This window comes from Alteromonas sp. B31-7 (assembly GCF_015767655.1).
GTDB lineage: Bacteria > Pseudomonadota > Gammaproteobacteria > Enterobacterales > Alteromonadaceae > Alteromonas > Alteromonas australica.
The window spans coordinates 4,020,737-4,042,335 of record NZ_CP065233.1; the positions used below are offsets into that span (position 1 = coordinate 4,020,737).

The 21,599-nt window shown below is 46.0% G+C and carries 19 protein-coding genes and 1 tRNA gene; 4 read left to right on the plus strand and 16 right to left on the minus strand.

The window, feature by feature from the left end; translation table 11 throughout:
* Positions 1-25: 25 nt before the first annotated feature.
* The 3 genes from IUA53_RS17600 to purE form a co-directional block, all read right to left on the minus strand.
* Positions 26-101: transfer RNA gene (locus tag IUA53_RS17600), tRNA-Thr, on the minus strand.
* A 63-nt stretch (positions 102-164) separates the two neighbouring features.
* A complete protein-coding gene (locus tag IUA53_RS17605) occupies positions 165-1,301 on the minus strand; it encodes a 5-(carboxyamino)imidazole ribonucleotide synthase (RefSeq protein ID WP_044446076.1) in 1,137 nt (378 codons plus the stop codon).
* Positions 1,298-1,792: a 5-(carboxyamino)imidazole ribonucleotide mutase gene (gene purE / locus IUA53_RS17610; RefSeq protein WP_044055847.1), complete on the minus strand. Its 495-nt coding sequence runs from the start codon at positions 1,790-1,792 to the stop codon at positions 1,298-1,300. The genes IUA53_RS17605 and purE overlap by 4 nt, the downstream gene beginning before the upstream one ends.
* 229 nt (positions 1,793-2,021) lie before the next feature.
* Here purE and nhaA point away from each other — a divergent pair, with 229 nt between their 5' ends.
* Positions 2,022-3,299: a Na+/H+ antiporter NhaA gene (gene nhaA / locus IUA53_RS17615; protein WP_044446075.1), complete on the plus strand. Its 1,278-nt coding sequence runs from the start codon at positions 2,022-2,024 to the stop codon at positions 3,297-3,299.
* Here the strand turns inward: nhaA and IUA53_RS17620 are convergent.
* The 4 genes from IUA53_RS17620 to trxA form a co-directional block, all read right to left on the minus strand.
* On the minus strand, positions 3,261-6,092 hold the full coding sequence (locus tag IUA53_RS17620; RefSeq protein ID WP_082052831.1) for an ATP-binding protein: 2,832 nt from the start codon (positions 6,090-6,092) through the stop codon (positions 3,261-3,263). The two genes, nhaA and IUA53_RS17620, sit on opposite strands and share 39 nt — an antisense overlap.
* A 3-nt stretch (positions 6,093-6,095) precedes the next feature.
* Positions 6,096-7,385 (minus strand): M20 metallopeptidase family protein, encoded by a 1,290-nt coding sequence (locus IUA53_RS17625; protein WP_044055845.1) that lies wholly within the window; start codon positions 7,383-7,385, stop codon positions 6,096-6,098.
* Positions 7,386-7,598: 213 nt separating this feature from the next.
* Positions 7,599-8,864 carry a transcription termination factor Rho gene (gene rho, locus IUA53_RS17630; protein WP_044055843.1) on the minus strand — a complete coding sequence of 422 codons (1,266 nt, stop codon included), beginning with the start codon at positions 8,862-8,864 and terminating at the stop codon, positions 7,599-7,601.
* 265 nt (positions 8,865-9,129) lie between these two features.
* Complete coding sequence (trxA, locus tag IUA53_RS17635; RefSeq protein ID WP_044055842.1) at positions 9,130-9,456, minus strand: thioredoxin TrxA; 327 nt, start codon at positions 9,454-9,456, stop codon at positions 9,130-9,132.
* Between the two features lie 100 nt (positions 9,457-9,556).
* On the opposite strand from trxA, the gene rhlB reads away from it, so the two are divergent.
* Together rhlB and IUA53_RS17645 are read left to right on the plus strand one after the other, a co-directional pair.
* The gene (gene rhlB, locus IUA53_RS17640; RefSeq protein WP_044055841.1) at positions 9,557-10,864 is read left to right on the plus strand and encodes an ATP-dependent RNA helicase RhlB; all 1,308 of its coding nucleotides are present in this window, start codon (positions 9,557-9,559) and stop codon (positions 10,862-10,864) included.
* Positions 10,865-10,879: 15 nt separating this feature from the next.
* Positions 10,880-12,391: a Ppx/GppA phosphatase family protein gene (locus tag IUA53_RS17645; RefSeq protein ID WP_044446074.1), complete on the plus strand. Its 1,512-nt coding sequence runs from the start codon at positions 10,880-10,882 to the stop codon at positions 12,389-12,391.
* Between the two features lie 41 nt (positions 12,392-12,432).
* Here the strand turns inward: IUA53_RS17645 and hemB are convergent, their stop codons facing one another.
* From hemB to tatA, 7 genes are read right to left on the minus strand one after another with little or no spacing between them, the layout of a single operon-like run.
* A complete protein-coding gene (hemB, locus tag IUA53_RS17650; RefSeq protein WP_044446073.1) occupies positions 12,433-13,431 on the minus strand; it encodes a porphobilinogen synthase in 999 nt (332 codons plus the stop codon).
* A 19-nt stretch (positions 13,432-13,450) separates the two neighbouring features.
* Positions 13,451-15,343 carry a sensor domain-containing diguanylate cyclase gene (locus IUA53_RS17655; protein WP_044446072.1) on the minus strand — a complete coding sequence of 631 codons (1,893 nt, stop codon included), beginning with the start codon at positions 15,341-15,343 and terminating at the stop codon, positions 13,451-13,453.
* 7 nt (positions 15,344-15,350) lie between these two features.
* Positions 15,351-16,130: a TatD family hydrolase gene (locus IUA53_RS17660; protein WP_044446071.1), complete on the minus strand. Its 780-nt coding sequence runs from the start codon at positions 16,128-16,130 to the stop codon at positions 15,351-15,353.
* A gap of 1 nt (position 16,131) precedes the next feature.
* Entirely contained in the window at positions 16,132-16,710 is a 579-nt protein-coding gene (locus tag IUA53_RS17665; RefSeq protein WP_044449253.1) for a hypothetical protein, read from the minus strand.
* Positions 16,711-16,732: 22 nt separating this feature from the next.
* A complete protein-coding gene (gene tatC / locus IUA53_RS17670; protein ID WP_044055836.1) occupies positions 16,733-17,488 on the minus strand; it encodes a twin-arginine translocase subunit TatC in 756 nt (251 codons plus the stop codon).
* Entirely contained in the window at positions 17,489-17,788 is a 300-nt protein-coding gene (gene tatB, locus IUA53_RS17675) for a Sec-independent protein translocase protein TatB (RefSeq protein ID WP_044055834.1), read from the minus strand.
* Positions 17,788-18,027 (minus strand): Sec-independent protein translocase subunit TatA, encoded by a 240-nt coding sequence (tatA, locus tag IUA53_RS17680; RefSeq protein ID WP_044055832.1) that lies wholly within the window; start codon positions 18,025-18,027, stop codon positions 17,788-17,790. The genes tatB and tatA overlap by 1 nt, the downstream gene beginning before the upstream one ends.
* Positions 18,028-18,206: 179 nt before the next feature.
* On the opposite strand from tatA, the gene IUA53_RS17685 reads away from it, so the two are divergent.
* A complete protein-coding gene (locus tag IUA53_RS17685) occupies positions 18,207-19,163 on the plus strand; it encodes a hypothetical protein (RefSeq protein WP_052806572.1) in 957 nt (318 codons plus the stop codon).
* A gap of 51 nt (positions 19,164-19,214) precedes the next feature.
* On the opposite strand, the gene ilvN is transcribed toward IUA53_RS17685, so the two are convergent.
* Entirely contained in the window at positions 19,215-19,712 is a 498-nt protein-coding gene (gene ilvN / locus IUA53_RS17690; protein ID WP_044055830.1) for an acetolactate synthase small subunit, read from the minus strand.
* Complete coding sequence (locus IUA53_RS17695) at positions 19,712-21,430, minus strand: acetolactate synthase 3 large subunit (RefSeq protein WP_044055829.1); 1,719 nt, start codon at positions 21,428-21,430, stop codon at positions 19,712-19,714. The genes ilvN and IUA53_RS17695 overlap by 1 nt, the downstream gene beginning before the upstream one ends.
* Positions 21,431-21,599 lie beyond the last annotated feature (169 nt).

Consider the following 21,599-nt stretch of genomic DNA (forward strand, 5'->3'; position numbering starts at 1 on the left):
AGGAATAGGAAAGAAAAAAGAAAAATGGTGCCGACTGCCGGAATCGAACTGGCGACCTACTGATTACAAGTCAGTTGCTCTACCAACTGAGCTAAGTCGGCACACTAAAAGTATGACCGCTGCCTAAGCAGCGGACGCGTATTCTATAGTGATAACCTTGATTGTCAAGCCTTTAAACGCTGTGCTTCGTCAACTAATTTTGGAAAAAACGACAAGGGTAAAAACTGCCCCAGTTGTTCGAGTTTTTCGCCCAATTCAACATAGCTTTTGGCGGTCACATTAATGTGCCCCATTTTGCGTTTTTCTCTTACCGATTTACCGTACCAATGCAAATGACTACCATCAATACTAAGCAGTTCTCTGGAAAAGCTGCTGCAACCAATGATGTTCACCATGGCACTTGGCCCAATTGCGCTAGTGTCTCCAAGAGGAAGACCGCATACCGCCCTGAGGTGGTTTTCAAATTGGCTGGTCACCGCTCCAGATTGTGTCCAGTGCCCTGAGTTGTGCACACGGGGTGCCAGTTCGTTAACCAGCAATGTATCGCCGCACTGAAATAACTCCACGGCTAACACACCCACGTAATCCATCCCTTCAGCAAGCTTTACAAAGATGTCGTGTGCTTTGCGTTGTAACTCATCATCAACTTGAGTCGCAGGCGCTACTGAAACGTGCAGTTGGCCTTGGTGATGAAGGTTCTCCGCCAAGGGATACGTGCGGATATCACCTTGCTTATTGCGCACACCGATGAGGGAAAGTTCTCTGTCAAACGCCATCATTTTTTCAACCACAAGGGGAACCTCAGCGAGGTTTAATTGACTCATGGCTTGGGTTAGTTTTTGTAAATCTGCTTTATCGGTAAGACGCCACTGACCATACCCGTCGTAACCATCGCGGCTTGCTTTGAGAATGAGTTTATCACCTAAAGCGTCAACGCAATCAGCTAGCTGGTCAGGGTGTGTAACGATGCGGTGTTCACAATTGGGCACCTGCATTGAGTCTAGTAATTTTTTCTCTCGTACTCTGTCTGCCCCCACCAAAATACTGGCGATATCTGGCATAAGCTTACCGGTTTTCGCCGCTTCGTCGAGTAAGCGTTCTGGGACGTGCTCAAACTCAACAGTAAGTGCATCTGCGCTTTCTAATGCTTGCGCTAATGTGGTATCAAGAGGGGTTTTACTTACTGGATGAACAACTGAATCGTTGTTTACGTCGACAGCCTGAACTTCAATACCTAAGGGCGAGCCCGCTAGGTACATCATTTGCGCTAATTGTCCTGCGCCGTAAACAACAACTCTCATTCGTCCAACTCCAAGCTATTACTTGATGCCAGAACAGTCTCAGTTTGCTGTTGACGAAAGGCAATAACAGCGTCGCGAACACGTTCTTCTTGTAACGCAACCACTTGCGCCGCTAACAGACCCGCGTTGGCCGCCCCCGCTTCACCAATAGCGAGTGTCCCCACAGCAACCCCTTTTGGCATTTGAACAATGGAAAGTAAGGAGTCTAAACCATTAAGCGCTTTAGATTTAACCGGGCAACCAAATACCGGCAAATGCGTGTGTGCCGCTATCATACCTGGAAGGTGAGCGGCGCCCCCTGCCCCAGCAATAATTGCACTAAAGCCTTCGTCGGCGGCTGCTTCAGCAAACTCAACCAACAAATTTGGTGTTCTGTGCGCAGACACCACTTTTGCTTCAAATTCAACACCAAACGACTTCAGCATTTTTGCGGCCTGCTGCATGGTAGGCCAGTCTGAAGTTGAACCCATGACTATCGCGACTTTTGCCATCTAGACATCCTCTAGGGGTAGGTAAATTGGATAACTTGGAAAAGCTGGCGATTGTAGCCTAATTTAAAAGCAAATCCCACTGATTCCCCGTGAGTGATCTTTGACGATTAGGCGCACCGTATTAACCATAATTAATAAAAATGTAAATACCCACTATCTTTTTCCTCTTAGCGGCGGAATGTAAAGGTGATTGCATGGCGGTAGGGTAAGTAAAAAGGAGTGCGAAACCATGTCAAATAAACATAAGCCTGATGCGATAGATGAAGTCATTGAAGAAGTCCAAGTGGTGGTTTCTGATTTTCTCAATAGAGAGGCAGCGCCCGGCATACTGCTAATGGCAGCAACGATACTCGCCCTCATTATTGCCAATTCCCCTCTTGATACGTTGTACGACCAACTTGTTAGCCTTCCGGTGCAAATTTCGGCGGGCAGTTGGGCCATAGACAAACCTCTATTGTTATGGATAAACGACGGCTTTATGGCCGTTTTCTTTTTCCATGTCGGATTAGAACTGAAGCGGGAAGTCTGTGAGGGAGAACTCTCTAACCCAAAAGATATTGTGCTCCCCGCTGCGGGTGCCATTGGAGGTATGCTATTGCCTGCGCTTATTTACGTAGGCATCAATTGGGATAATCCCGTGGCTATTGCCGGCTGGGCTATACCCGCCGCCACAGACATTGCATTTGCATTGGGTATTTTGGCGTTGTTGGGTAGCCGAGTCCCCGCAAGCTTAAAAGTGTTTTTGGTTACCCTTGCCATCATTGATGATATTGGCGCTATTGTCATTATTGCGCTTTTTTATACCAACAACATTACGGAAGGGGCATTGTTGGTAGCGGCGGGTTGCCTTGTTCTACTTTGGCAGATGAACCGCCGGGACGTGGTCGACATTCCCGCTTACATGTTGGTCGGCACTGTACTTTGGGTTGCCATGCTTAAAAGTGGTGTGCACGCTACCTTGGCCGGGGTAGTACTGGCGGCATTTATTCCCATGCGGGACGCTAAAGATGAAACATACTCTCCGGTTACGCGCTTAGAGCACAGCCTTAATGGTACGGTAAGTTTTGCCATTCTTCCTCTTTTTGCCTTCGCGAATGCGGGCATCAGTTTTGGTAATATCAGCCCAGAAGGCATTTTTCACCCAGTCACCTTTGGTATTTTCTTAGGCTTAGTGGTGGGCAAGCAAATTGGTGTCTTCGGTTTTTGCTATTTAATGATAAAGCTTAAACTTGCCAGTCTGCCCCGCGATTTATCGATGAAACATATCTATGGTTGCGCCTTGTTGTGTGGTGTAGGTTTTACTATGAGCCTGTTTATTGGCGGCTTAGCCTTCGAGGAAACGGGGATTAATCAAATGTTTGATGAAAGAGTGGGGATTTTAGCCGGTTCCCTGGTGTCTGCTATTCTTGGTTACATTGCCCTGTATATCATGGGCAACCCTAACGACAAAGACACCAAAGCGGTGGCTTCAAACGCCAGCAAGCTCACTGGCAATACAGTCGAATAACACTTTCTTTTTAATAGGCTTGCTTAGGTGCGCATCCATACCCGCGGCTAAGCAAGCTTGACGATCTTCCAAAAAAGCATTGGCGGTAAGGGCGATAATCCTTACCGCATCTTTGTTTTTGCCCTTTTGGCGGATGATTCTTGCGGCTTCCAGCCCGTCCATTATTGGCATCTGACAGTCCATTAAAATAACATCGAAACTGTATTTGGCTGCTGCTTCGACTGCCTCTACGCCATTTTTAACCCTGATACATTTCACCTTTGATGGGGTAAGCATGCTCATGACTATTTCAGCATTGATGTCATTGTCTTCTGCTAAGAGAATTTTCAACGAAGGCGATAGTGTGGCTGTGACTTTCGTATCTTCATACGCCGCGAGTTCACCCAACGACGTTGGCAAATAAAAACTAAACCGTGTGCCCTCTCCTTCCAAGCTGTCAACTTCAATAGCGCCACCCATTAATTCAACCAAACCTCGACTTATAGCTAGGCCTAAGCCGGTGCCGCCGTAGTCTCGGGTGGTGGAGGCATCGGCTTGTTCGAATTGGCCGAAAATGGTAGCCAGTTTTGCTGGAGGAATACCAATACCCGTGTCGCTAACTGAAACATGCAACGCGTCTTCTTCGTACCAAGCCGTCACTTCAATGCTACCTCTGTGGGTAAACTTGATAGCGTTACTGACTAAATTGTTAACCACCTGGCTGAGTTTCCCTGCATCAAGCTTGAGGGAACGCGGTAAGTCTTTGTGCACCTGAAGATGAATAAATAGCCCTTTTTGACTGGCTTGATATTCATACAACGTAGTACTGGCTTCAAGTAACGTGGCCACATCGGTGTCTTGGGCATCGAAAAGCATTTTACCCGACTCTATTTTTGACCAATCCAAAATGGCGTCCAAGATCATTAATAGGTTACCGGCTGATTGGGCAATGGTTTGCGCACGCTGCTGAGCACTTTCTGACAGCGCCTCTTCAAGCAGCAATTCACATGAGCCGATGATCCCATTCATTGGCGTTCGAATTTCATGGCTCATATTGGCTAAAAATTGGGTTTTAGCCACACTGGCCGCTTTCGCTTCATCTAGTGCAGACGCTAAGTGCTGGGTTTTTTCGAGAATACGCGACTCAAGTGAATGATTTAATTTTGCTAACGCTTTATTTAGTGTTTGCTCCTTCGCTGTCGCATCGGCTAGCGCATCAAACGCACTCACTAAGCGGCTTTCTAGACTACTAAATTCATCACTTAAGGATGCCAGCTCTTGGATGTGCAACGCAGAATTGGGTAACGATTTGGCATTTTCTTGCGCCGTGGGATTAAATTGTGCAATGTAGCGAATTAACCGTCGAATAGGTGACTCAAGCATTCTTGATACATGGTAACCGGTAAAGGTGCCAAACAAGGACAATACCAACAGCAAAAACAAGTCTTTCAACAAGTACTCGCTCATGCCATTAAGCATTAATCGGTGTTCAAAATAGAAGCTGATTTTCCACGGTACATTGGCTAATTGCCCGTTCACTACAAACCAGGATTTAGCTAATGGCCCCTGAGAGATTTTAATGTCACATTGTGGCTCACACTTATACACGGGCGCTTTAGATAAGGGGGCCAGCCCTAAATTGTCAGAGGCATAAATAACATCGCCATTTTGATCTTCAACCAATAAACCAAAGCCGCCTAGATTTAACTTATCTACCGCAGAAAAGCTCTTTAACGACAAAGAGCCTTCCAAAATTCCTACGGGCTGACCTTCGCCATCAAGGATGGGCGCAGAAATCGCGATAATGGGGTCGTTTCCAAACCCTCGCCCTTGGAACACGTTGGAAATGAAAGGCGCCCCGCTTTCCATCACCTCATAGAAGTAGGGGCGATAGGCAACGTTGCCCGCCCCTAACGCTTTCGCTTTGTTGAGCAAATTTGGCGGGTGAGCGTGTGAAATATCGCCCTGTTTATCGGCAATTAAGAAAGTGAGAAAATCAGGGTAATGTGACGCGAGTATAGTCAGTTGTTGCGCGTAATACTGAGTCCGGTTCGTGCCCACCGCTGCTGAAGACAGTGTTTGTGCCGACACGTTAATGGCGTTTTCGTGCAACGATATAAAATGGGCAATTTGCTGCTCCATCACGCTGACACGCTGATTCATGTATGTGGCTATTTGCTGCTCTTGCTGATTTTGATAAAGCGAAACAGACAAATAGATAACCGCCATTGAGGCAACAAAAAAGCTACCTGAGAAAAAGTAGCTGAACAAAAAATGAAGGCTTATTTTCTCTACACTGGGGTCTTTTTGAAGGCTAAAACCGTTAATTGCTACGTAAGCAAAATGGCCAGACACCAAACCAAATACGCCACTAACCCAAGTGACTAACGCCCCCGAAAACATGATGGGAAACTGAGTCGATTCAAATAGCGCGTGCTCTAATATCAATATTGGCAAAAAGACAATCGACCAAAACCCAGCGCCTACCTTGGTGACCTGCTTTAAGGATTTTTGATAGCCAAATAAACTGACCACAATAGGCAATAAGGTGAGACTTTCCTTGCCTACAATACTGCCGTCGCTTAGCCACAGGGGTAAGCTAATCAATAAAATGACGGGAATAGCGAGTTTTGGCGCAAAACGAAGGGCGGCATATACGCCAGCCCCTACGCCAAATACAGAGGTTCCGGTACTATCAAACGGGGCAGGTAATGCATTTAAACCTGCGCCCAGAACCGAAACGAAGAAAAGGTGAAACGCCAGAGGCAGTCTGTGCTGGAAGGAACGAAATCGAGAGACTGCATCTGATGCCATTATTTAGTGCATCGCCATGTAATCAAGGGTGAAGTTGGTGAGTAGTTCCACGCCTAACTTCAACCCTTCATCATCCACATAAAACTCTGGCGTATGATGAGCAGGACTTTCTTCTTCAGGCACATCAAGAGGCTTGCCGCCTACCCATACGTATAGCCCAGGTACCTTTTCTTGGAAAAAAGAAAAATCTTCGGCTCCTGTCACAGGCTTCGACAAAATGGTGTTTTCAACACCGGCTGTGCGTTGCATGGTAGGCAGCATCGACTGTGTTAAATCAGGGTCGTTATAGGTAATGGGGTATGAAAAATCTAATGGCAGCGTCAGCGTTGCTTTTGCGCCCATACTGTCGGCAATACCCTTCACTTTGCGCGCCATGGCGTCATAGATATGCTCTCTCGCAGCACTGTTTAGTGTACGAATGGTGCCTACAAGCTCCACAGAATCAGGAATGATATTTGAGCGGTTGCCGCCGTGAATGGAACCCACTGTGACAACCGCGGCATCATCGATGAGCTTTATTTCACGACTAACAATGGTTTGTAACGACATGATCATTTGGGCTGCAGTGACCACAGGGTCGACGCTCTTCCACGGATAGGCCCCGTGCGCTTGCTTGCCATGAATCACGATTTTAAATGGATCTACCGCCGCCATGGTACCGCCTGAATTATAGCGAATTGTGCCCACATCGGCATTAGAGCTAATGTGAAGACCGAATATCGCATCCACGTCAGGGTTCTTAAGCACCCCTTCTTTTACCATCAACTCTGCCCCACCCGCTTCTCCCGCTGGTGCACCTTCTTCAGCTGGCTGAAAAATAAACTTCACTTTACCTTTGAGCTCACCCTTCAATTCGCTTAACACTTTTGCCGCCCCCATTAGCATGGCCATGTGCGTATCATGTCCGCAGGCATGCATAACAGGGACTTCGTTGCCATTGTATTCACCCATTTGCTCAGAGCGGTAAGGCAAATTGCTTTGCTCTTTTACCGGCAAGCCATCCATATCAGCTCTTAAGGCCACCACCGGGCCAGGTTTTCCGCTGTCTAAAATAGCAATAACACCAGTTTTGGCGACGCCGGTTTGAACGTCAAAACCCAGTGAGTTTAGGTAGTCAGCGATATACTTGGCTGTATTGAATTCTCGATTAGATAATTCAGGAAATTCATGAAAGTGGTGTCGCCACTTAATGACGTCAGGCTCAACATGAGAAACAAGGTCTTCGACCTTATCTTGAGCGAATGAAAGCGTAGAAAAAGCTAATAAAGTCAGTGATATAATTTTTTTATGCATACCTAATTCCGTCAAATACGTGGAACATTCAGATTAAACTATCCCGTATAGAAAAACATCACTGTCAAAGCAAAACTAAACGTTGAAAATACCCCATTCGACTGAGAGTTAGTATTAGACAGAAGTATAATGAAAATGATTTTTGATACGCGACACCTGATCCACAGGCACAAAAAAAGGCGCCTAAGCGCCTTTTTCAATACTTTGAAATTCTTAGCTTTTTTGACGACGCATCGCATCGAAGAATTCATCATTCGTTTTGGTCATAGAGAGCTTACTAATAAGGAACTCCATGGCGTCAATTTCAGACATTTCATGGACAATTTTACGTAGTATCCACATTTTCTGAAGCTCATCTTGAGCGGTAAGTAGTTCTTCTCGACGGGTGCCCGAACGGTTAAAGTCAATTGCAGGGAATACACGCTTTTCCGCAATTTTGCGATTAAGGTGAAGTTCCATGTTACCTGTACCTTTAAACTCTTCGTAGATAACTTCATCCATTTTAGAGCCAGTGTCGATAAGCGCGGTGGCAATAATTGTTAAGCTACCGCCTTCTTCCACGTTACGTGCAGCACCAAAGAAACGCTTAGGCTTATGCAATGCATTGGCATCAACACCACCGGTAAGCACCTTCCCTGATGAAGGAATTACGGTGTTGTAAGCGCGGGCTAAACGGGTAATGGAATCAAGCAAGATAACAACGTCTTTCTTATGCTCCACTAGGCGCTTCGCCTTTTCAATCACCATTTCAGCCACTTGTACGTGTCGGCTTGCTGGTTCATCAAAGGTTGAGGCTACCACCTCACCTTGAACAAGGCGGTGCATCTCTGTCACTTCTTCAGGTCGCTCATCAATCAGCAATACCATTAATTCACACTCAGGGTGATTAGCAGCAATAGATTGAGCAATGTTTTGCAGAAGAAGGGTTTTACCCGCTTTAGGTGGCGCTACGATAAGACCACGTTGACCACGACCAATAGGTGAGGCCAAGTCTAATACGCGAGCAGTAATATCTTCGGTTGAACCATTACCACGTTCCATACGCAAGCGATCTGCTGCATGAAGCGGTGTCAGGTTCTCAAAAAGGATTTTATTACGCGAGTTTTCTGGCTTGTCGAAGTTTACTTCGCGAATTTTTAGCAACGCAAAATATCGTTCACTGTCTTTTGGCGGACGTATTTTCCCAGCAATGGTATCACCCGTGCGTAGGTTAAAGCGTCTGATCTGGCTTGGTGATACGTAAATATCATCTGGCCCGGCCAAATAGGATGAGTCAGCAGAGCGAAGAAAGCCAAACCCATCCTGCAGTATTTCTAACACCCCGTCACCGAAAATGTCTTCACCGCCTTTGGCGTGAGTTTTCAGTATCGAGAAAATAATATCTTGTTTTCTAGCGCGAGCCATATTCTCGAGGCCCATTTCTTCGGCCAGGGCAACCAACTCGCTAATCGGTTTATTCTTTAATTCGGTTAAATTCATACTGGTGGGTCTTTGTGCTTGGACTTGTTACAGGACTATATAGTCACTCTGTCTGGTTTAGAATTGATTACGCCCGGATATGGGCTAAGCAGAATGCTGCTCGGGTGAGCGCTGAGGAAAAGTTAGCACTATATTTAACCAACGTCCAGCTTTTTTAGCTTGCTTGGGAAAAATATGAGAAAACTTCTTTTACGCGCCAAGGCCCAACTGCGCAATTTAAATAAAAAACCGGTGAACCCGTCACCGGTTTTACTCATTACGAAAATTATAGGTTTTCGTTTAGGAACTCTGTGAGTTGCGCTTTTGAAAGTGCGCCCACCTTAGTTGCGGCCACGTTACCGTTTTTAAACAGAAGTAACGTTGGGATGCCACGAATACCATATTTAGGCGGAGTTTCGTTATTTTCATCGACATTCAACTTGCCAACTGTTAACTTGCCTTCAAACTCGTTCGCAACTTCTTCTAAGATAGGTGCGATCATTTTACAGGGGCCACACCACTCGGCCCAGAAGTCAACCAGCACAGGACCTTCAGCATTGATAACATCTGCCTCGAATTTATCGTCAGATAACTGGATAATTTTGTCGCTCATTCTTTTCTCCATTTTTGGTCTGTCGCTGATTTGTATCAGCTCAACCATAAGTGTTATATAGAAACTGTTTTTTAATGCAAGCACTGATAAGCTATAAGCTATGCCTACTCACTTAACTGATACTCATTTTTCCGACCTGCCGATTAATAGCAAGGTGGTTGACGCCTTGACGGCAGCTAATTTTAACAACTGTACGCCTATCCAAGCTCTCGCTCTGCCGCCTTTACTTGAAGGCTTAGACATTGCAGGACAGGCCCAAACAGGAACGGGTAAAACCATTGCGTTTCTGGTCGCTACATTTCACCATTTGCTAAGCAAAGCAGAAAATGTAGATAACAGCAAATCCAATGATGCACATTCTGCAGGCCCTCGAGCCATCATTATGGCCCCCACCCGTGAACTCGCTGTTCAAATCTATAATGACGCCAAATTGCTCAGTGAGCATACCGGATTGTCACTTGGTTTGATTTATGGGGGCGAAGGATACGAAAGTCAACGAGAAACCCTTCAAGAAGGGGTGGATATTATAATTGGTACGACAGGGCGCATACTCGATTATTATAAACAGAATGTATTTTCACTGAATAATATTCAAGTTGCCGTGCTTGATGAAGCTGACAGAATGTTCGATTTAGGCTTCATTAAAGACATCCGGTTTTTGTTCCGCCGCATGCCTGCCGCTAGCGAACGTCTTAGTATGTTGTTCTCAGCCACTCTTAGCTACCGCGTACAAGAACTGGCGTATGAGCACATGAACAACCCTACCCATGTGCAAGTTGCCCCTGAGCAAACCACCGCAAGCCGTGTAAGCCAAGAGCTCTTTTATCCGTCTGATGACGATAAAATGTTGCTTCTTCTCACTTTGCTTGAGGAAGAGTGGCCAGACAAGGCCATTGTCTTCGCAAATACAAAGCACAGCTGCGAAAAAGTGACTGACTGGTTAACCGCCGATGGTCACCGTGTGGGCTTGCTGAGTGGCGATGTTCCGCAAAAGAAACGCTTGGGTATATTGGAAGACTTCACGAATGGCAAACTGGATATTTTAGTTGCCACTGATGTCGCGGCACGGGGTCTTCATATTGATGCTGTCACCCACGTGTTCAACTATGACTTACCTGACGATGCTGAAGACTATGTTCACCGCATTGGCCGTACAGGTCGGGCTGGACAAAGTGGTATTGCTATTAGTTTCGCTTGTGAAAAGTATGCCTTGAATTTACCGGATATCGAAAAGTATATTCAGCACCCTATTCCCGTTACCGACTACGACAGCAGTGCTTTACTTGATGACGTGACAGCACCGAAACCCCGTCGTAAACGGACACCAAATACTAGAAACTCTTCTCGTAGAGGAAGTAACAAAGGGCGCGGAAGAGGCAAGCCCTCCCACCGCGGGAACAACAATTAACGTTTAAAAGAACATATGCAGGCAGAGATTCAACATGATACACAAAGCTACGGCGAGTATTACGCCGCCGTAGATTTGGGTTCCAATAGCTTTCACATGGTCATTGTGCATGTCGTCAATGGCAGCGTACAAATTATTGGCAAAGTGAAACAAAAAGTACGGTTAGCGTCGGGCTTAGACGATGATTTGGCCTTAGACGACATCAGTATGGAACGAGGATGGCAATGCCTGCAAACTTTCTCAGAACGCCTGCAAGATATTCCAGCATCTAATATCAAGGTGGTGGCAACAGCCACCCTTAGATTAGCGACCAATGCTCACATTTTCATTCGCAAAGCCGAAGAAATTTTAAAGCACAAGCTCGATGTCATTAGCGGTGAAGAAGAAGCCCGCCAGATATATTTAGGCGTAGCCTACACTTCGGCCAACCAAGGCAATAGCTTGGTCATTGACATTGGTGGTGCCAGCACTGAAATTATTATTGGCAACGACATGCAACCCATCAATTTAAAAAGCTTGGACATGGGTTGCGTTACCTTCATGGAACGCTATTTCGAGAATGGCAAGATTGGCGAAGAAAACTTTCGCCGCGCTAAAGCAGCCGCTAAAGCGTTAATTACACCTCAAGCCGATGCCTTTTTATGTTTTGATTGGGAAAACTGCTTAGGTGCATCCGGTACGCCACAAGCTATTACAGAGATTTTAGTCGCACAAGGCATTAGCGATGCTATTCGTCTAGATTACCTTCGTCATCTAGAATTGCAGTGCATTGAGTGCGGGCGAATTGAAAACCTGGACATTGAGGGCCTAGAAGATAACCGCAAAGCGATTTTCCCGTCTGGGCTTGCCATCCTAATTAGTTTGTTTGAATGCCTAAACATTAAGCACATGAACATTTCTGGTGGGGCACTAAGGGAAGGTTTGATTTACGGCATGTTAGACAACGTGCAGGAAAACGACCGTCGCGAACAAACCTTAAACCAAACCATGGCCCGTTATCATATTGATAAGTCCCATGCTCATGCGGTGAAGGGCGTTGCCTTATCTTTATGTCATCAACTGTGCTCACAGCAAGATATTTGTCATTTAGACACGGAAGCCATTTTGAGCGCGGCGGCTATTTTGCACGAAACAGGCTTGCACATTGAATACAAAAAACACCACGAGCACGGTGCCTATATTTTAAGCCATATTGATTTACCTGGCTTTACCCGCTTGCAACGCGCCGCGGTGCGAGACCTGGTGTCCTTGCATCGTCTGGTTATAGCGCCGTCACCGTTTTCTCACTATCATGCAGAGTATCAACCTATGCTATTGGGTCTGTTACGTATTTTGAGGATTTCGGTGGTGTTGTGCCTACGCCGCCAAAACAAACATATTCCTAACATTGAACTTGAATGTCATGGCGAAAGTTGGACGCTGCATTTTCCTGAAGGTTGGCTGAAAGCCCACCCACTCATCAATGCAGAGTTAGCCAATGAGATCTGGCTCCAGCATAAAGCTGGCTGGGAGCTCATTTGCGAATAAAAAAAGCCGCAAAACAGGGCGGCTTTTTTATCCGTACTGGCCTAGCGTTGAAGTAGGCGCGCAGCTTGCGGTGCAAAATAGGTTAAAATACCGTCAGCCCCTGCACGTTTAAATGCAAGTAATGATTCTAGGATCACCGCCTCCTCATTTAGCCACCCATTTGCAAAGGCAGCTTGGTGCATAGCGTATTCTCCACTGACCTGATACGCAAAGGTAGGTACTTTAAATTCTGCTTTGCAGCGCCTTACAATGTCCAGATACGGCATACCTGGCTTCACCATCACCATATCTGCCCCTTCTTGAATATCTAAAGCGATTTCATGCAAGGCTTCATCAGAATTTGCAGGGTCCATCTGGTAGGTTTTTTTGTCGCCACCTTTAATATTAGCCGCAGATCCCACCGCGTCGCGAAATGGCCCATAGTAAGAAGACGCATACTTCGCCGAATAAGCCATAATACAGGTGTTGATAAAGCCACCTTGCTCTAAAGCGTGACGAATAGCGCCAATTCGCCCGTCCATCATATCTGAAGGGGCCACGATATCTGCGCCAGCTTGTGCGTGAGATAAGGCTTGTTTCACCAGCACTTCAACGGTTTCGTCATTCATCACATAGCCATTCTCATTGACTAAGCCATCTTGTCCATGAGAGGTAAAGGGGTCGAGGGCGACATCCGACATTAATAAAACATCAGGGAATGCAGATTTAAGTGCGCGTAGCGCCTGTTGTGCTAACCCGTCAGGATTAAAGGCTTCTTTCGCACACTCGCTTTTTTGTGACATGGGCGTAACAGGAAACAAGGCCAATGCTTTAATGCCAAGGTCGTACCACGTCTTCATCTCTTCAAGTAGCAAGTCGATTGACAAACGCTCTACACCTGGCATGGAAGGCACAGCCTCACGCTGCTGGCTGCCAGGTAAAACGAACACGGGGTAAATAAGGTCATCTGTGGTTAAGGCATGTTCAGCCACTAAACTTCTTAGTGCGCCTTGCGCTCGTAAACGGCGTAGCCTGCGAGCAGGAAATGAAGAGGAGTTCATAAGAGGATCCTAACTGTTATTAATGAGAAACGCGATTTCGGCCTGCGTCTTTTGCCGCATAGAGTTTTTCGTCGGCATCACGGAATAACGCAAGAGCATGCTCTTCACTTTCAATGACCGCAGTTGCCACGCCGGCGCTTATAGTAAGTGCAATCTGTTGCCCTTCAAAGTCTACTGGCTGCTGCTCCGTGCTTTGCCTAAGTAACTCAGCCACGTGGCATGCTCCTTCACTGTTGGTGTTCGGTAAAATGATAGCGAACTCTTCTCCACCTATACGACAAAGATCATCTGTTGGCCGGTGTAATAATTGTTTAAATAGGGACGAAACATGCATAAGGCAAGCGTCACCTCCTGCATGACCGAATTTATCGTTAACGGTTTTAAAGTGGTCGACATCGATAATGATGAGTGACAAGGGGGTTTGTTCTCGACGGCTACGGCGCCCTTCCGATTTAAGCCGCTTATCGAAATGCCGGCGATTATTAATCCCTGTTAAAGGGTCTACCCCGGTAAGCCTTTCTAGCTCTTCATTCACCTCTGAAAGCTCGCGCAACGTAATTTCTAGCTCTAGGGTACGCTCTTGTACTTTATATTCTAAATCATCTTGATAGCGTTGCTGAACAGCCAGCAAATCTTCCTTGGCATTATTTGCCTGTATTTCTTTGTCCAATGCAAACTGCTGCGCTTCAATAAGGTCATCTCTGCTATGGCTATAACTGATTGCCAAAATAAAGGCTAACATTAGGGTTTCAACGGCACCGCCAATAATCAGTAAATTGTTCGATGAAAGCGGAATATCAATAAGGTTAACGTTGTCTAAGCTGGCTGCCAGGCCGCTGACTAATAAAGATGCCCATGCAATGGTGAAATAACGGGCAATGATTACCCCCTTCACCGACATCCACACCCCTAAACTAATCGTAAAGAGCACGGTTAGACACAAGGCCACAAGGTACACTTTAATCACCAAGCTATAGGGCACTAAAAAGCTGGCAAGGGCACTGAGTCCAAAAAATAAAGCCAGTGCTTTAATGGCGTTATCTAGCCAAACACTGTGCTCTTTTACTTGCAATATTGTGCGCGTAAATATGGCCGCAAAGAAAATAGTAGCGTTGGCAAATACCACCACAGCTACGCCTTGGAACCAAATGAAATCGTGCCACAAATAGGCATAGCCTATTCCTTGGAGCGACGCCAACGTTAGCCCCAAACTGAAGACGTAACCAGAGTAAAAAAGAAACGCAGGGCGTTTAGTGGTTAAAAAGAGAAATACATTACTTAACCCCATGGCGCAAAGAAACCCGAAAAATAAGCCTAAGGCAAGATTTCGAGACGATGAATATTCTACAAATTCCCGCTCTTCCCACACTCTTAAAGGAAGCCTGATCGTGCCCGAGGTTTTAATACGGATATACACATGCTGGGAAAACTGGCTTACCGGTAAAGGGATTAAAGGGGTGGGATAATGAATGGGGCGACGATCAAATTCTATGGTGTCGCCGGCAGTATACCGGCTCGTAGGTAGGGTGCCTAAGTGACTGTAGACAGCCATATCCAACTCATCTAACAAGGGGTAGTCTAACTGTAAAAGAAAGCGACCTTGCGTATGTTGTGTGGGTGAAACAGTCAGCCTAAACCAATGAACATTTTCACTCATGCCCAAGTTTACTGGTGACGTGGTGGGTGTCCAACGACTGTCAGACACGTCGAGAATGGTTGAAAAATCGAGTGACGGCCCCTCTTTACTTCCATTCCCATCTTCCACCAAATAGGCTAACTGTGAGAAACGCTCTTCGGTAACGGCGCTTGGGGAGAGATGAAAGGCCACTAATAAAAAAAGTGATACAGCGACTAGGGTAGTTAAAATTAAGCCCACATCATAACTGCGCACTTTATCTGTGTTTATCAGCATAGACTGCTCAAGACATCAAAGAAAATAATCGACAAGTATTAGCATAACTGCAAATACGCAATTTATCAGGGCTGACTTGCATCAATTCACTGACTTTTTCGCCGATATGAGGCAAAAAAGCCGGCTCGTTGTTTTTCTTTCGGGGTCTTAACGTTTTGGGAAACAAGTAAGGCGCATCAGTTTCAAGAATAATATTCTCAAGAGGAATATGCGGTATCGCTTGTCGAAGTGCTTCACCACGCTTTTCATCACACGCCCAGCCCGTAATGCCTATGTATAAATCCATAGCCAAATACTCAATTAGCTGTTCGCTGTCTCCAGTGAAACAATGAGCAATACCGCCTGGAATGTGTGATATGAACTTATTTAAACTATGACGTTGTGCGTCAAAGGCATCTCGCTCATGCAAATACACCGGCAATTGCATAGCCTTAGCAATGGCCAGTTGCGCTTCGAAAACAGCAATTTGCGTCGGCCGGGGAGAAAAATCACGGTTAAAATCTAGACCACATTCCCCGATGGCAACCACACCGGGTTTCGCTGCATGAATTTTTAGCTGGCGGAGGTCTTCCTCGCGCACTACTTTAGCGTTGTGAGGATGAACCCCAATGGTATAGCAGATATGCTGTGGAAAAGCCGAATAAAGCTGCTCTGCTGCCGCCCACTCATTGGGGTGAGTGGTAATCACACATAATTTTTCAACACCGGCGTCCACTGCTCGCGTTACTACTTCGTGGGCATCGAACCTGCGATCCAGCAAGTTCACACCGGCATCAAACCAAGGCATATTATTTAATTCGTTTTACCTTCATTTTTCGTTTTATACCCTCAACTTTAGCGTAAAAAGCGCCGAACATACCACGTTCAACCACCACTTTTTGCCCTTCTTTTAAATTGAGGTCGGTGTCATCCGATTGTTGCCACACAGTACCATTGTCGAAAGTGACAATAAGGCTGCCTCTAACGGTAGACGATAACGCCGCTACGGTTGCTACCATAGACGCTTCTTTTTGTTCGCGTACCCGTTTTTGTTCCATGCCAAACGCGATATCTTCTGTTGCGTTGTTATCCACTGTTGGCTTAGCAGAAGGCGTTGAGGATACAGACGGTTTCGCCGGCGGTGGTGGCATTGTTGCTTCAGGTGCATTGGCAGGCGCTAATTGAGGGCGAGGCACCGCGCTAATGGATTCTTGTCCACCCGCGTATTGGTTAACATTCTTCGCGACCCGATCGTAACAGACCAAACGCTGTAAACTGTTGTCCACGCCTCGGCACTTTTCTAATGCTTGCGTGACGGTTTCTGCCTGAACAGAAAATGCTAACGAAGAGACGATAGCTAAAAGTAGCGTGGTTGCGGTTGCCTTCATGTGTTCCCCTTTTTCTTTTTTGTTATTCACTCACATTTTCAACGGATTCATCATCACTTTGTTTTGTCTTACCCGCATATAAACCACCCACAATGACGCCAACTTCAAACAAAAACCACATCGGAATAGCCAGCAAGGTTTGCGAAATAATATCTGGCGGCGTTAGTAGCATGCCTAGAATAAATGCGCCCACCACAACATAAGGGCGTTTTGCTCTTAGTGATTTTGCGTCTGTCACTCCGGTCCAGCACAGTAAGATAATGGCTATGGGAATTTCAAATGACACCCCAAAAGCAAAGAACAATTTCAGCACAAAATTCAAGTAACTTGAAATATCCGTGCTTACCGTTACCCCTTCTGGTGCCACGCTATTAAAAAATGCAAAGGCGATAGGAAAAACAACAAAATACGCGAAGGCCATGCCTGCATAAAAAAGGAGCGTGCTAGACAGTAACAAGGGTGCAACCAGCTTTTTCTCGTTGCGATAGAGGCCTGGCGCGACAAATCCCCATACTTGATAGAGTACGTAGGGAATGGCGATAAAAAACGACAGCACCAAGGTTAACTTAAACGGGGCGAAAAACGGAGAGGCTACGTCCGTTGCTATCATGCTGGCATTTTCAGGCAGCGATTCAAGCAATGGTAGCGCCAACAATTGATAAAGATCTTGTGCAAAGTAAGCCAGGCACAAAAACACGACAAGCACACTTAAAAGCGCTTTCAATATTCGACTACGAAGCTCGATTAAGTGAGAAATTAAACTATTAGCGTCAGACATTTACTGTTTTTTATATGGTTCCTGAACGGACTCAGCGGCTTTCTTTAACTCATCAACACTCTGTTCTAACTCAGGCGATAAGTCTTTTAAGCCTTGCTGCTCAGCTTTTTTCAGGTTTTCGTGTAATTCATGTACTCGCAACTGATGCTCTACTTCCTGCTTAAAGCCGGTAGCAACATTACGCACACTTCGAATGGTATTTATGGTAGAACGCATGGCGCCAGGCAAACGCTCTGGCCCTAATACAAGTAGGGCCAGGACACCAATAACCAAAAGCTCCCAAAAACCTATATCAAACATTAGGACTTTTCTTTAACATCGCTCTGGGTTTTCGTGGCCACAGGGTCGGCCGTGTCTTTTTCTTCCACGTGCTTTTTCTGCTCGAAATCTGCGTCTTGTTCGTTTTCGTTAACCGCTTTTTTGAAACCTTTAATAGCGCTACCTAAATCAGACCCCATGCCTTTTAGACGCTTTGTACCAAATAATAAAACAACGATAACCAGTATAATTAGCAATTGCCAAATACTAATACCACCCATAATATTTTTCTCCCTTACTTCAATGCTAACAGTATGCCACCCCCTGACTCAGCTTTCACCTGAATATTTGCATGGCACATTAATCATTGACGTTTGTTACCACAAGTCGCATGCTGATACCTAGCATAAAGGTAAGGTTTTGATAGGTATTTCACCTAAAAAAAGGAGGTTTAAAAAGGATGTTGTGCGTTGCAGTAACGCTTTGCCATTTAATGTCACCATCATCGACCCTTCTCAACTCACAGCCTGTGACCGCGATACAAAGCCCGCAAGATAGTGTCGACGATAGTGCTTGGTTTGATGTGTGGCAGCGCAGTTTTACAGACTCCATCGATTTTACCGTTCGTCAGTTTGACGGCATGTTTTCCCAAGAAAACGGCCCCCATAGAAATAAGCAAGCCAAAGCAGAAGGCCGCATTCAACTCAGTTGGGAACCTCGAAGTCGCGACCTTGCAGAAACCGACCTTCGTTTTCGTATACGGGTGTCGCTTCCCCATCTAGAAGATAGGGTGGATCTATTGCTTAGCGACAATGAAGATGAGACGCAAAGTGACACGCTGAAAGCGGCTCGAAACGATTCACTAGGGCGACGTGATAACACCACCATTGCCCTTCGTTTCCGGCCCGATCAGAATTCGCACTATTCATATCGCATAGGCGCAGGCCGACGTGACCAGCTTTACGTAAAAAGCCGATATCGCGACGCCATGGCGTTCAATGCTCACTGGGCCATGTTGTATGATGCTGAATTGTATTACTACACCCGAGACAGACTGGGTGCTGAATTGGGCGCGGCGATTCAGCATGTGGCTGAAAATAATAACGTGACTCGATTAAATAATCGCTTTTATTTCAGGGATGACTCCAACGATTGGCTTTGGCGTCACGAGCTTCAACATTTGTATCCTATTGATACTCACAATGCATTGATGTATCGACTAATGGTAGAAGGATTAGATCGCCCGCAATACAAGGTGGAAGAGGTTTACACAGGGCTACGTTGGCGCTCTAACCCGTTACGTGAATGGTTGTACTTTGACGTCGAGCCCTTCGTGTTGTGGCGACGAGATGAAGGCTTTAAGCCTTCATATGGCATGGCGTTTCGCATTGAAGCCTATTACGGTAAAGCGCATTAAAAAAGCCGGCGCTACAAAATAGCGCCGGCTTGCCAATTCAATCAAACTCGACTAGGGGCGCAACGCGCGATCCCCTCGAGCTAGACCACAAACACCAGTGCGAGATGATTCAATGATCTCCGCACACTGCCCCATGGTCGTTGCAAAAGCATCCAGTTTATCGGTAGTACCTGTCAATTCAATGGTGTAGTTATTCGCGTTTACATCCAAAATGGTACCACGGAAAATATCCGCATTTCGCTTTACTTCGGCGCGCACTGATTCTGTCCGTGTCGCCACTTTGATAAGCATCAGTTCACGCTCAATATGGGCACCTTCAGTAAGATCGACCACTTTCAATACATCAACAAGCTTATTCACTTGTTTTGTGATCTGCTCAATCACTTTGTCGTCGCCATGGGTGATGATGGTTAAACGAGATAAACTTTCATCGTCGGTCGGTGCCACACATAAAGAGTCGACGTTGTAACCCCGTTGTGAAAATACACCTACGATTCGAGATAGTGCGCCAGGGGCGTTTTCCATTAATACAGAAATAATGCGTTTCATCAGGTTCGCTCCGTCTTGCTTAAGCGCATGTCGTCCATTGCGCCATACTTAATTTGCATTGGGTATACGTGTTCGTTTTGGTCGATAGCAATGTCCATAAACACGAGGCGATCTGTGTAACTGAAACATTTCTCCATTGCTGCGTCGAGGTCGTCTAACTTATCTACTTTGATGCCAACATGGCCGTAAGCTTCCGCTAGCTTCACAAAGTCTGGCATTGAATCCATATATGAATGAGAGTGACGCCCCTTATAAATCATATCTTGCCACTGACGAACCATACCCAAAGCACGGTTATTCAATGAAATGATTTTAATCGGCAAGTTGTACTGTAAACAGGTAGACAGTTCCTGAATATTCATTTGAATACTGCCATCACCCGTCACAACCACAGAAGTGGCGTTAGGATGAGCAAACTGCACCCCCATTGCCGCCGGTAAACCAAAGCCCATGGTGCCTAAGCCACCTGAGTTTATCCACTGACGCGGCTTATCGTACTGATAATAAAGTGCCGCAAACATTTGGTGCTGGCCTACATCTGAACTTACGTAAGCTTTACCGTCAGTGTGCTTATACAAAGCTTCAATGACTTTCTGCGGCTTAATAACCTCATCACCTTGCTCGTAATTAAGACACTGTCGCCCACGCCACTGCTCTATTTGCTGCCACCAATCGGCCAATTTCGCTTCTTGGTTGGATAAGTCTTTATTCACCATATGTTCGTGAATTTGATCAAGCACTTTATCTACCGAGCCAACGACTGGAATATGCGCATTGACGGTTTTTGAGATAGATGCGGGGTCAATATCAACATGAATAATGTCTGCATGAGGACAAAACTTGTCTACGTTGTTCGTTACCCTGTCATCAAAACGAGCACCTAGGGCAATAATGCAATCGGCATTATGCATGGTCTTATTCGCTTCTAACGTGCCATGCATCCCTAACATACCCACAAATTGTTTGTGAGTGCCAGGCATCGCACCTAAGCCCATTAAGGTACAGGTTACTGGGGCGTGCAACTTCTCAGCTAATTCAATCACTCGTGAAGAGGCTTCAGACGCAACCGCGCCGCCGCCAACGTATAACACTGGTCGTTCAGCTTTAAGTAACGCTTCAACCGCTTTCTTCACCTGTTTCGGATGACCCTTTTCGGTTGGGTTATAAGAACGCATTGTTACGTCTGTAGGGAACACATAAGGGTGTTCATCTGCAACGTTGACTAAATCTTTGGGCAAATCCACAACCACAGGGCCGGGGCGACCTGTATTTGCAATGTAATAAGCTTTTGCAATGGCTTCTGGAATATCTACCGCACGCTTAACCAAGAAACTATGCTTAACGATGGGACGGGAACAGCCCACCATATCGGTTTCCTGAAAGGCATCTTCACCGATATGCATAGAGGGTACTTGCCCTGATAACACCACCATAGGGATAGAGTCCATATAGGCGGTTGCAATTCCGGTAATGGTATTGGTTGCACCTGGGCCTGACGTGACAAGTACTGTGCCGGTTTTGCCTGTTGAACGTGCATAACCATCCGCCATGTGAGCGGCTGCCTGTTCATGACGTACGAGGACGTGTTTGACATCATCTTGCGCAAATAACGCATCATAAATGTCCAGAACGGCACCACCTGGGTAACCGAACACGTGTGTCACTCCTACATCTTTTAGCGCTTCTACCACCATGGCTGCGCCCGACATCATTTTCACAGTACTTTCTCCTGTAATGGTTTAACGGGTTGTTAGCGTACGTTGACGATGACCGGACTATAACGAAGGATGTAGGAAGATAAAACAGCAAATTGCACAAAAGTGAGATATATATCCCAATATTCAGGATAATTAGGATAAATGTTTCGCGAAGGGGAATAAACAGGCT

Coding starts and splice junctions, on each gene's coding strand:
- IUA53_RS17605 (WP_044446076.1), bottom strand. CDS start 1,301: ATGAGAGTTGTTGTTTACGGCGCAGGACAATTAGCGCAAATGATGTAC.
- purE (WP_044055847.1), bottom strand. CDS start 1,792: ATGGCAAAAGTCGCGATAGTCATGGGTTCAACTTCAGACTGGCCTACC.
- nhaA (WP_044446075.1), top strand. CDS start 2,022: ATGTCAAATAAACATAAGCCTGATGCGATAGATGAAGTCATTGAAGAA.
- IUA53_RS17620 (WP_082052831.1), bottom strand. CDS start 6,092: ATGGCATCAGATGCAGTCTCTCGATTTCGTTCCTTCCAGCACAGACTG.
- IUA53_RS17625 (WP_044055845.1), bottom strand. CDS start 7,385: ATGCATAAAAAAATTATATCACTGACTTTATTAGCTTTTTCTACGCTT.
- rho (WP_044055843.1), bottom strand. CDS start 8,864: ATGAATTTAACCGAATTAAAGAATAAACCGATTAGCGAGTTGGTTGCC.
- trxA (WP_044055842.1), bottom strand. CDS start 9,456: ATGAGCGACAAAATTATCCAGTTATCTGACGATAAATTCGAGGCAGAT.
- rhlB (WP_044055841.1), top strand. CDS start 9,557: ATGCCTACTCACTTAACTGATACTCATTTTTCCGACCTGCCGATTAAT.
- IUA53_RS17645 (WP_044446074.1), top strand. CDS start 10,880: ATGCAGGCAGAGATTCAACATGATACACAAAGCTACGGCGAGTATTAC.
- hemB (WP_044446073.1), bottom strand. CDS start 13,431: ATGAACTCCTCTTCATTTCCTGCTCGCAGGCTACGCCGTTTACGAGCG.
- IUA53_RS17655 (WP_044446072.1), bottom strand. CDS start 15,343: ATGCTGATAAACACAGATAAAGTGCGCAGTTATGATGTGGGCTTAATT.
- IUA53_RS17660 (WP_044446071.1), bottom strand. CDS start 16,130: ATGCCTTGGTTTGATGCCGGTGTGAACTTGCTGGATCGCAGGTTCGAT.
- IUA53_RS17665 (WP_044449253.1), bottom strand. CDS start 16,710: ATGAAGGCAACCGCAACCACGCTACTTTTAGCTATCGTCTCTTCGTTA.
- tatC (WP_044055836.1), bottom strand. CDS start 17,488: ATGTCTGACGCTAATAGTTTAATTTCTCACTTAATCGAGCTTCGTAGT.
- tatB (WP_044055834.1), bottom strand. CDS start 17,788: ATGTTTGATATAGGTTTTTGGGAGCTTTTGGTTATTGGTGTCCTGGCC.
- tatA (WP_044055832.1), bottom strand. CDS start 18,027: ATGGGTGGTATTAGTATTTGGCAATTGCTAATTATACTGGTTATCGTT.
- IUA53_RS17685 (WP_052806572.1), top strand. CDS start 18,207: ATGTTGTGCGTTGCAGTAACGCTTTGCCATTTAATGTCACCATCATCG.
- ilvN (WP_044055830.1), bottom strand. CDS start 19,712: ATGAAACGCATTATTTCTGTATTAATGGAAAACGCCCCTGGCGCACTA.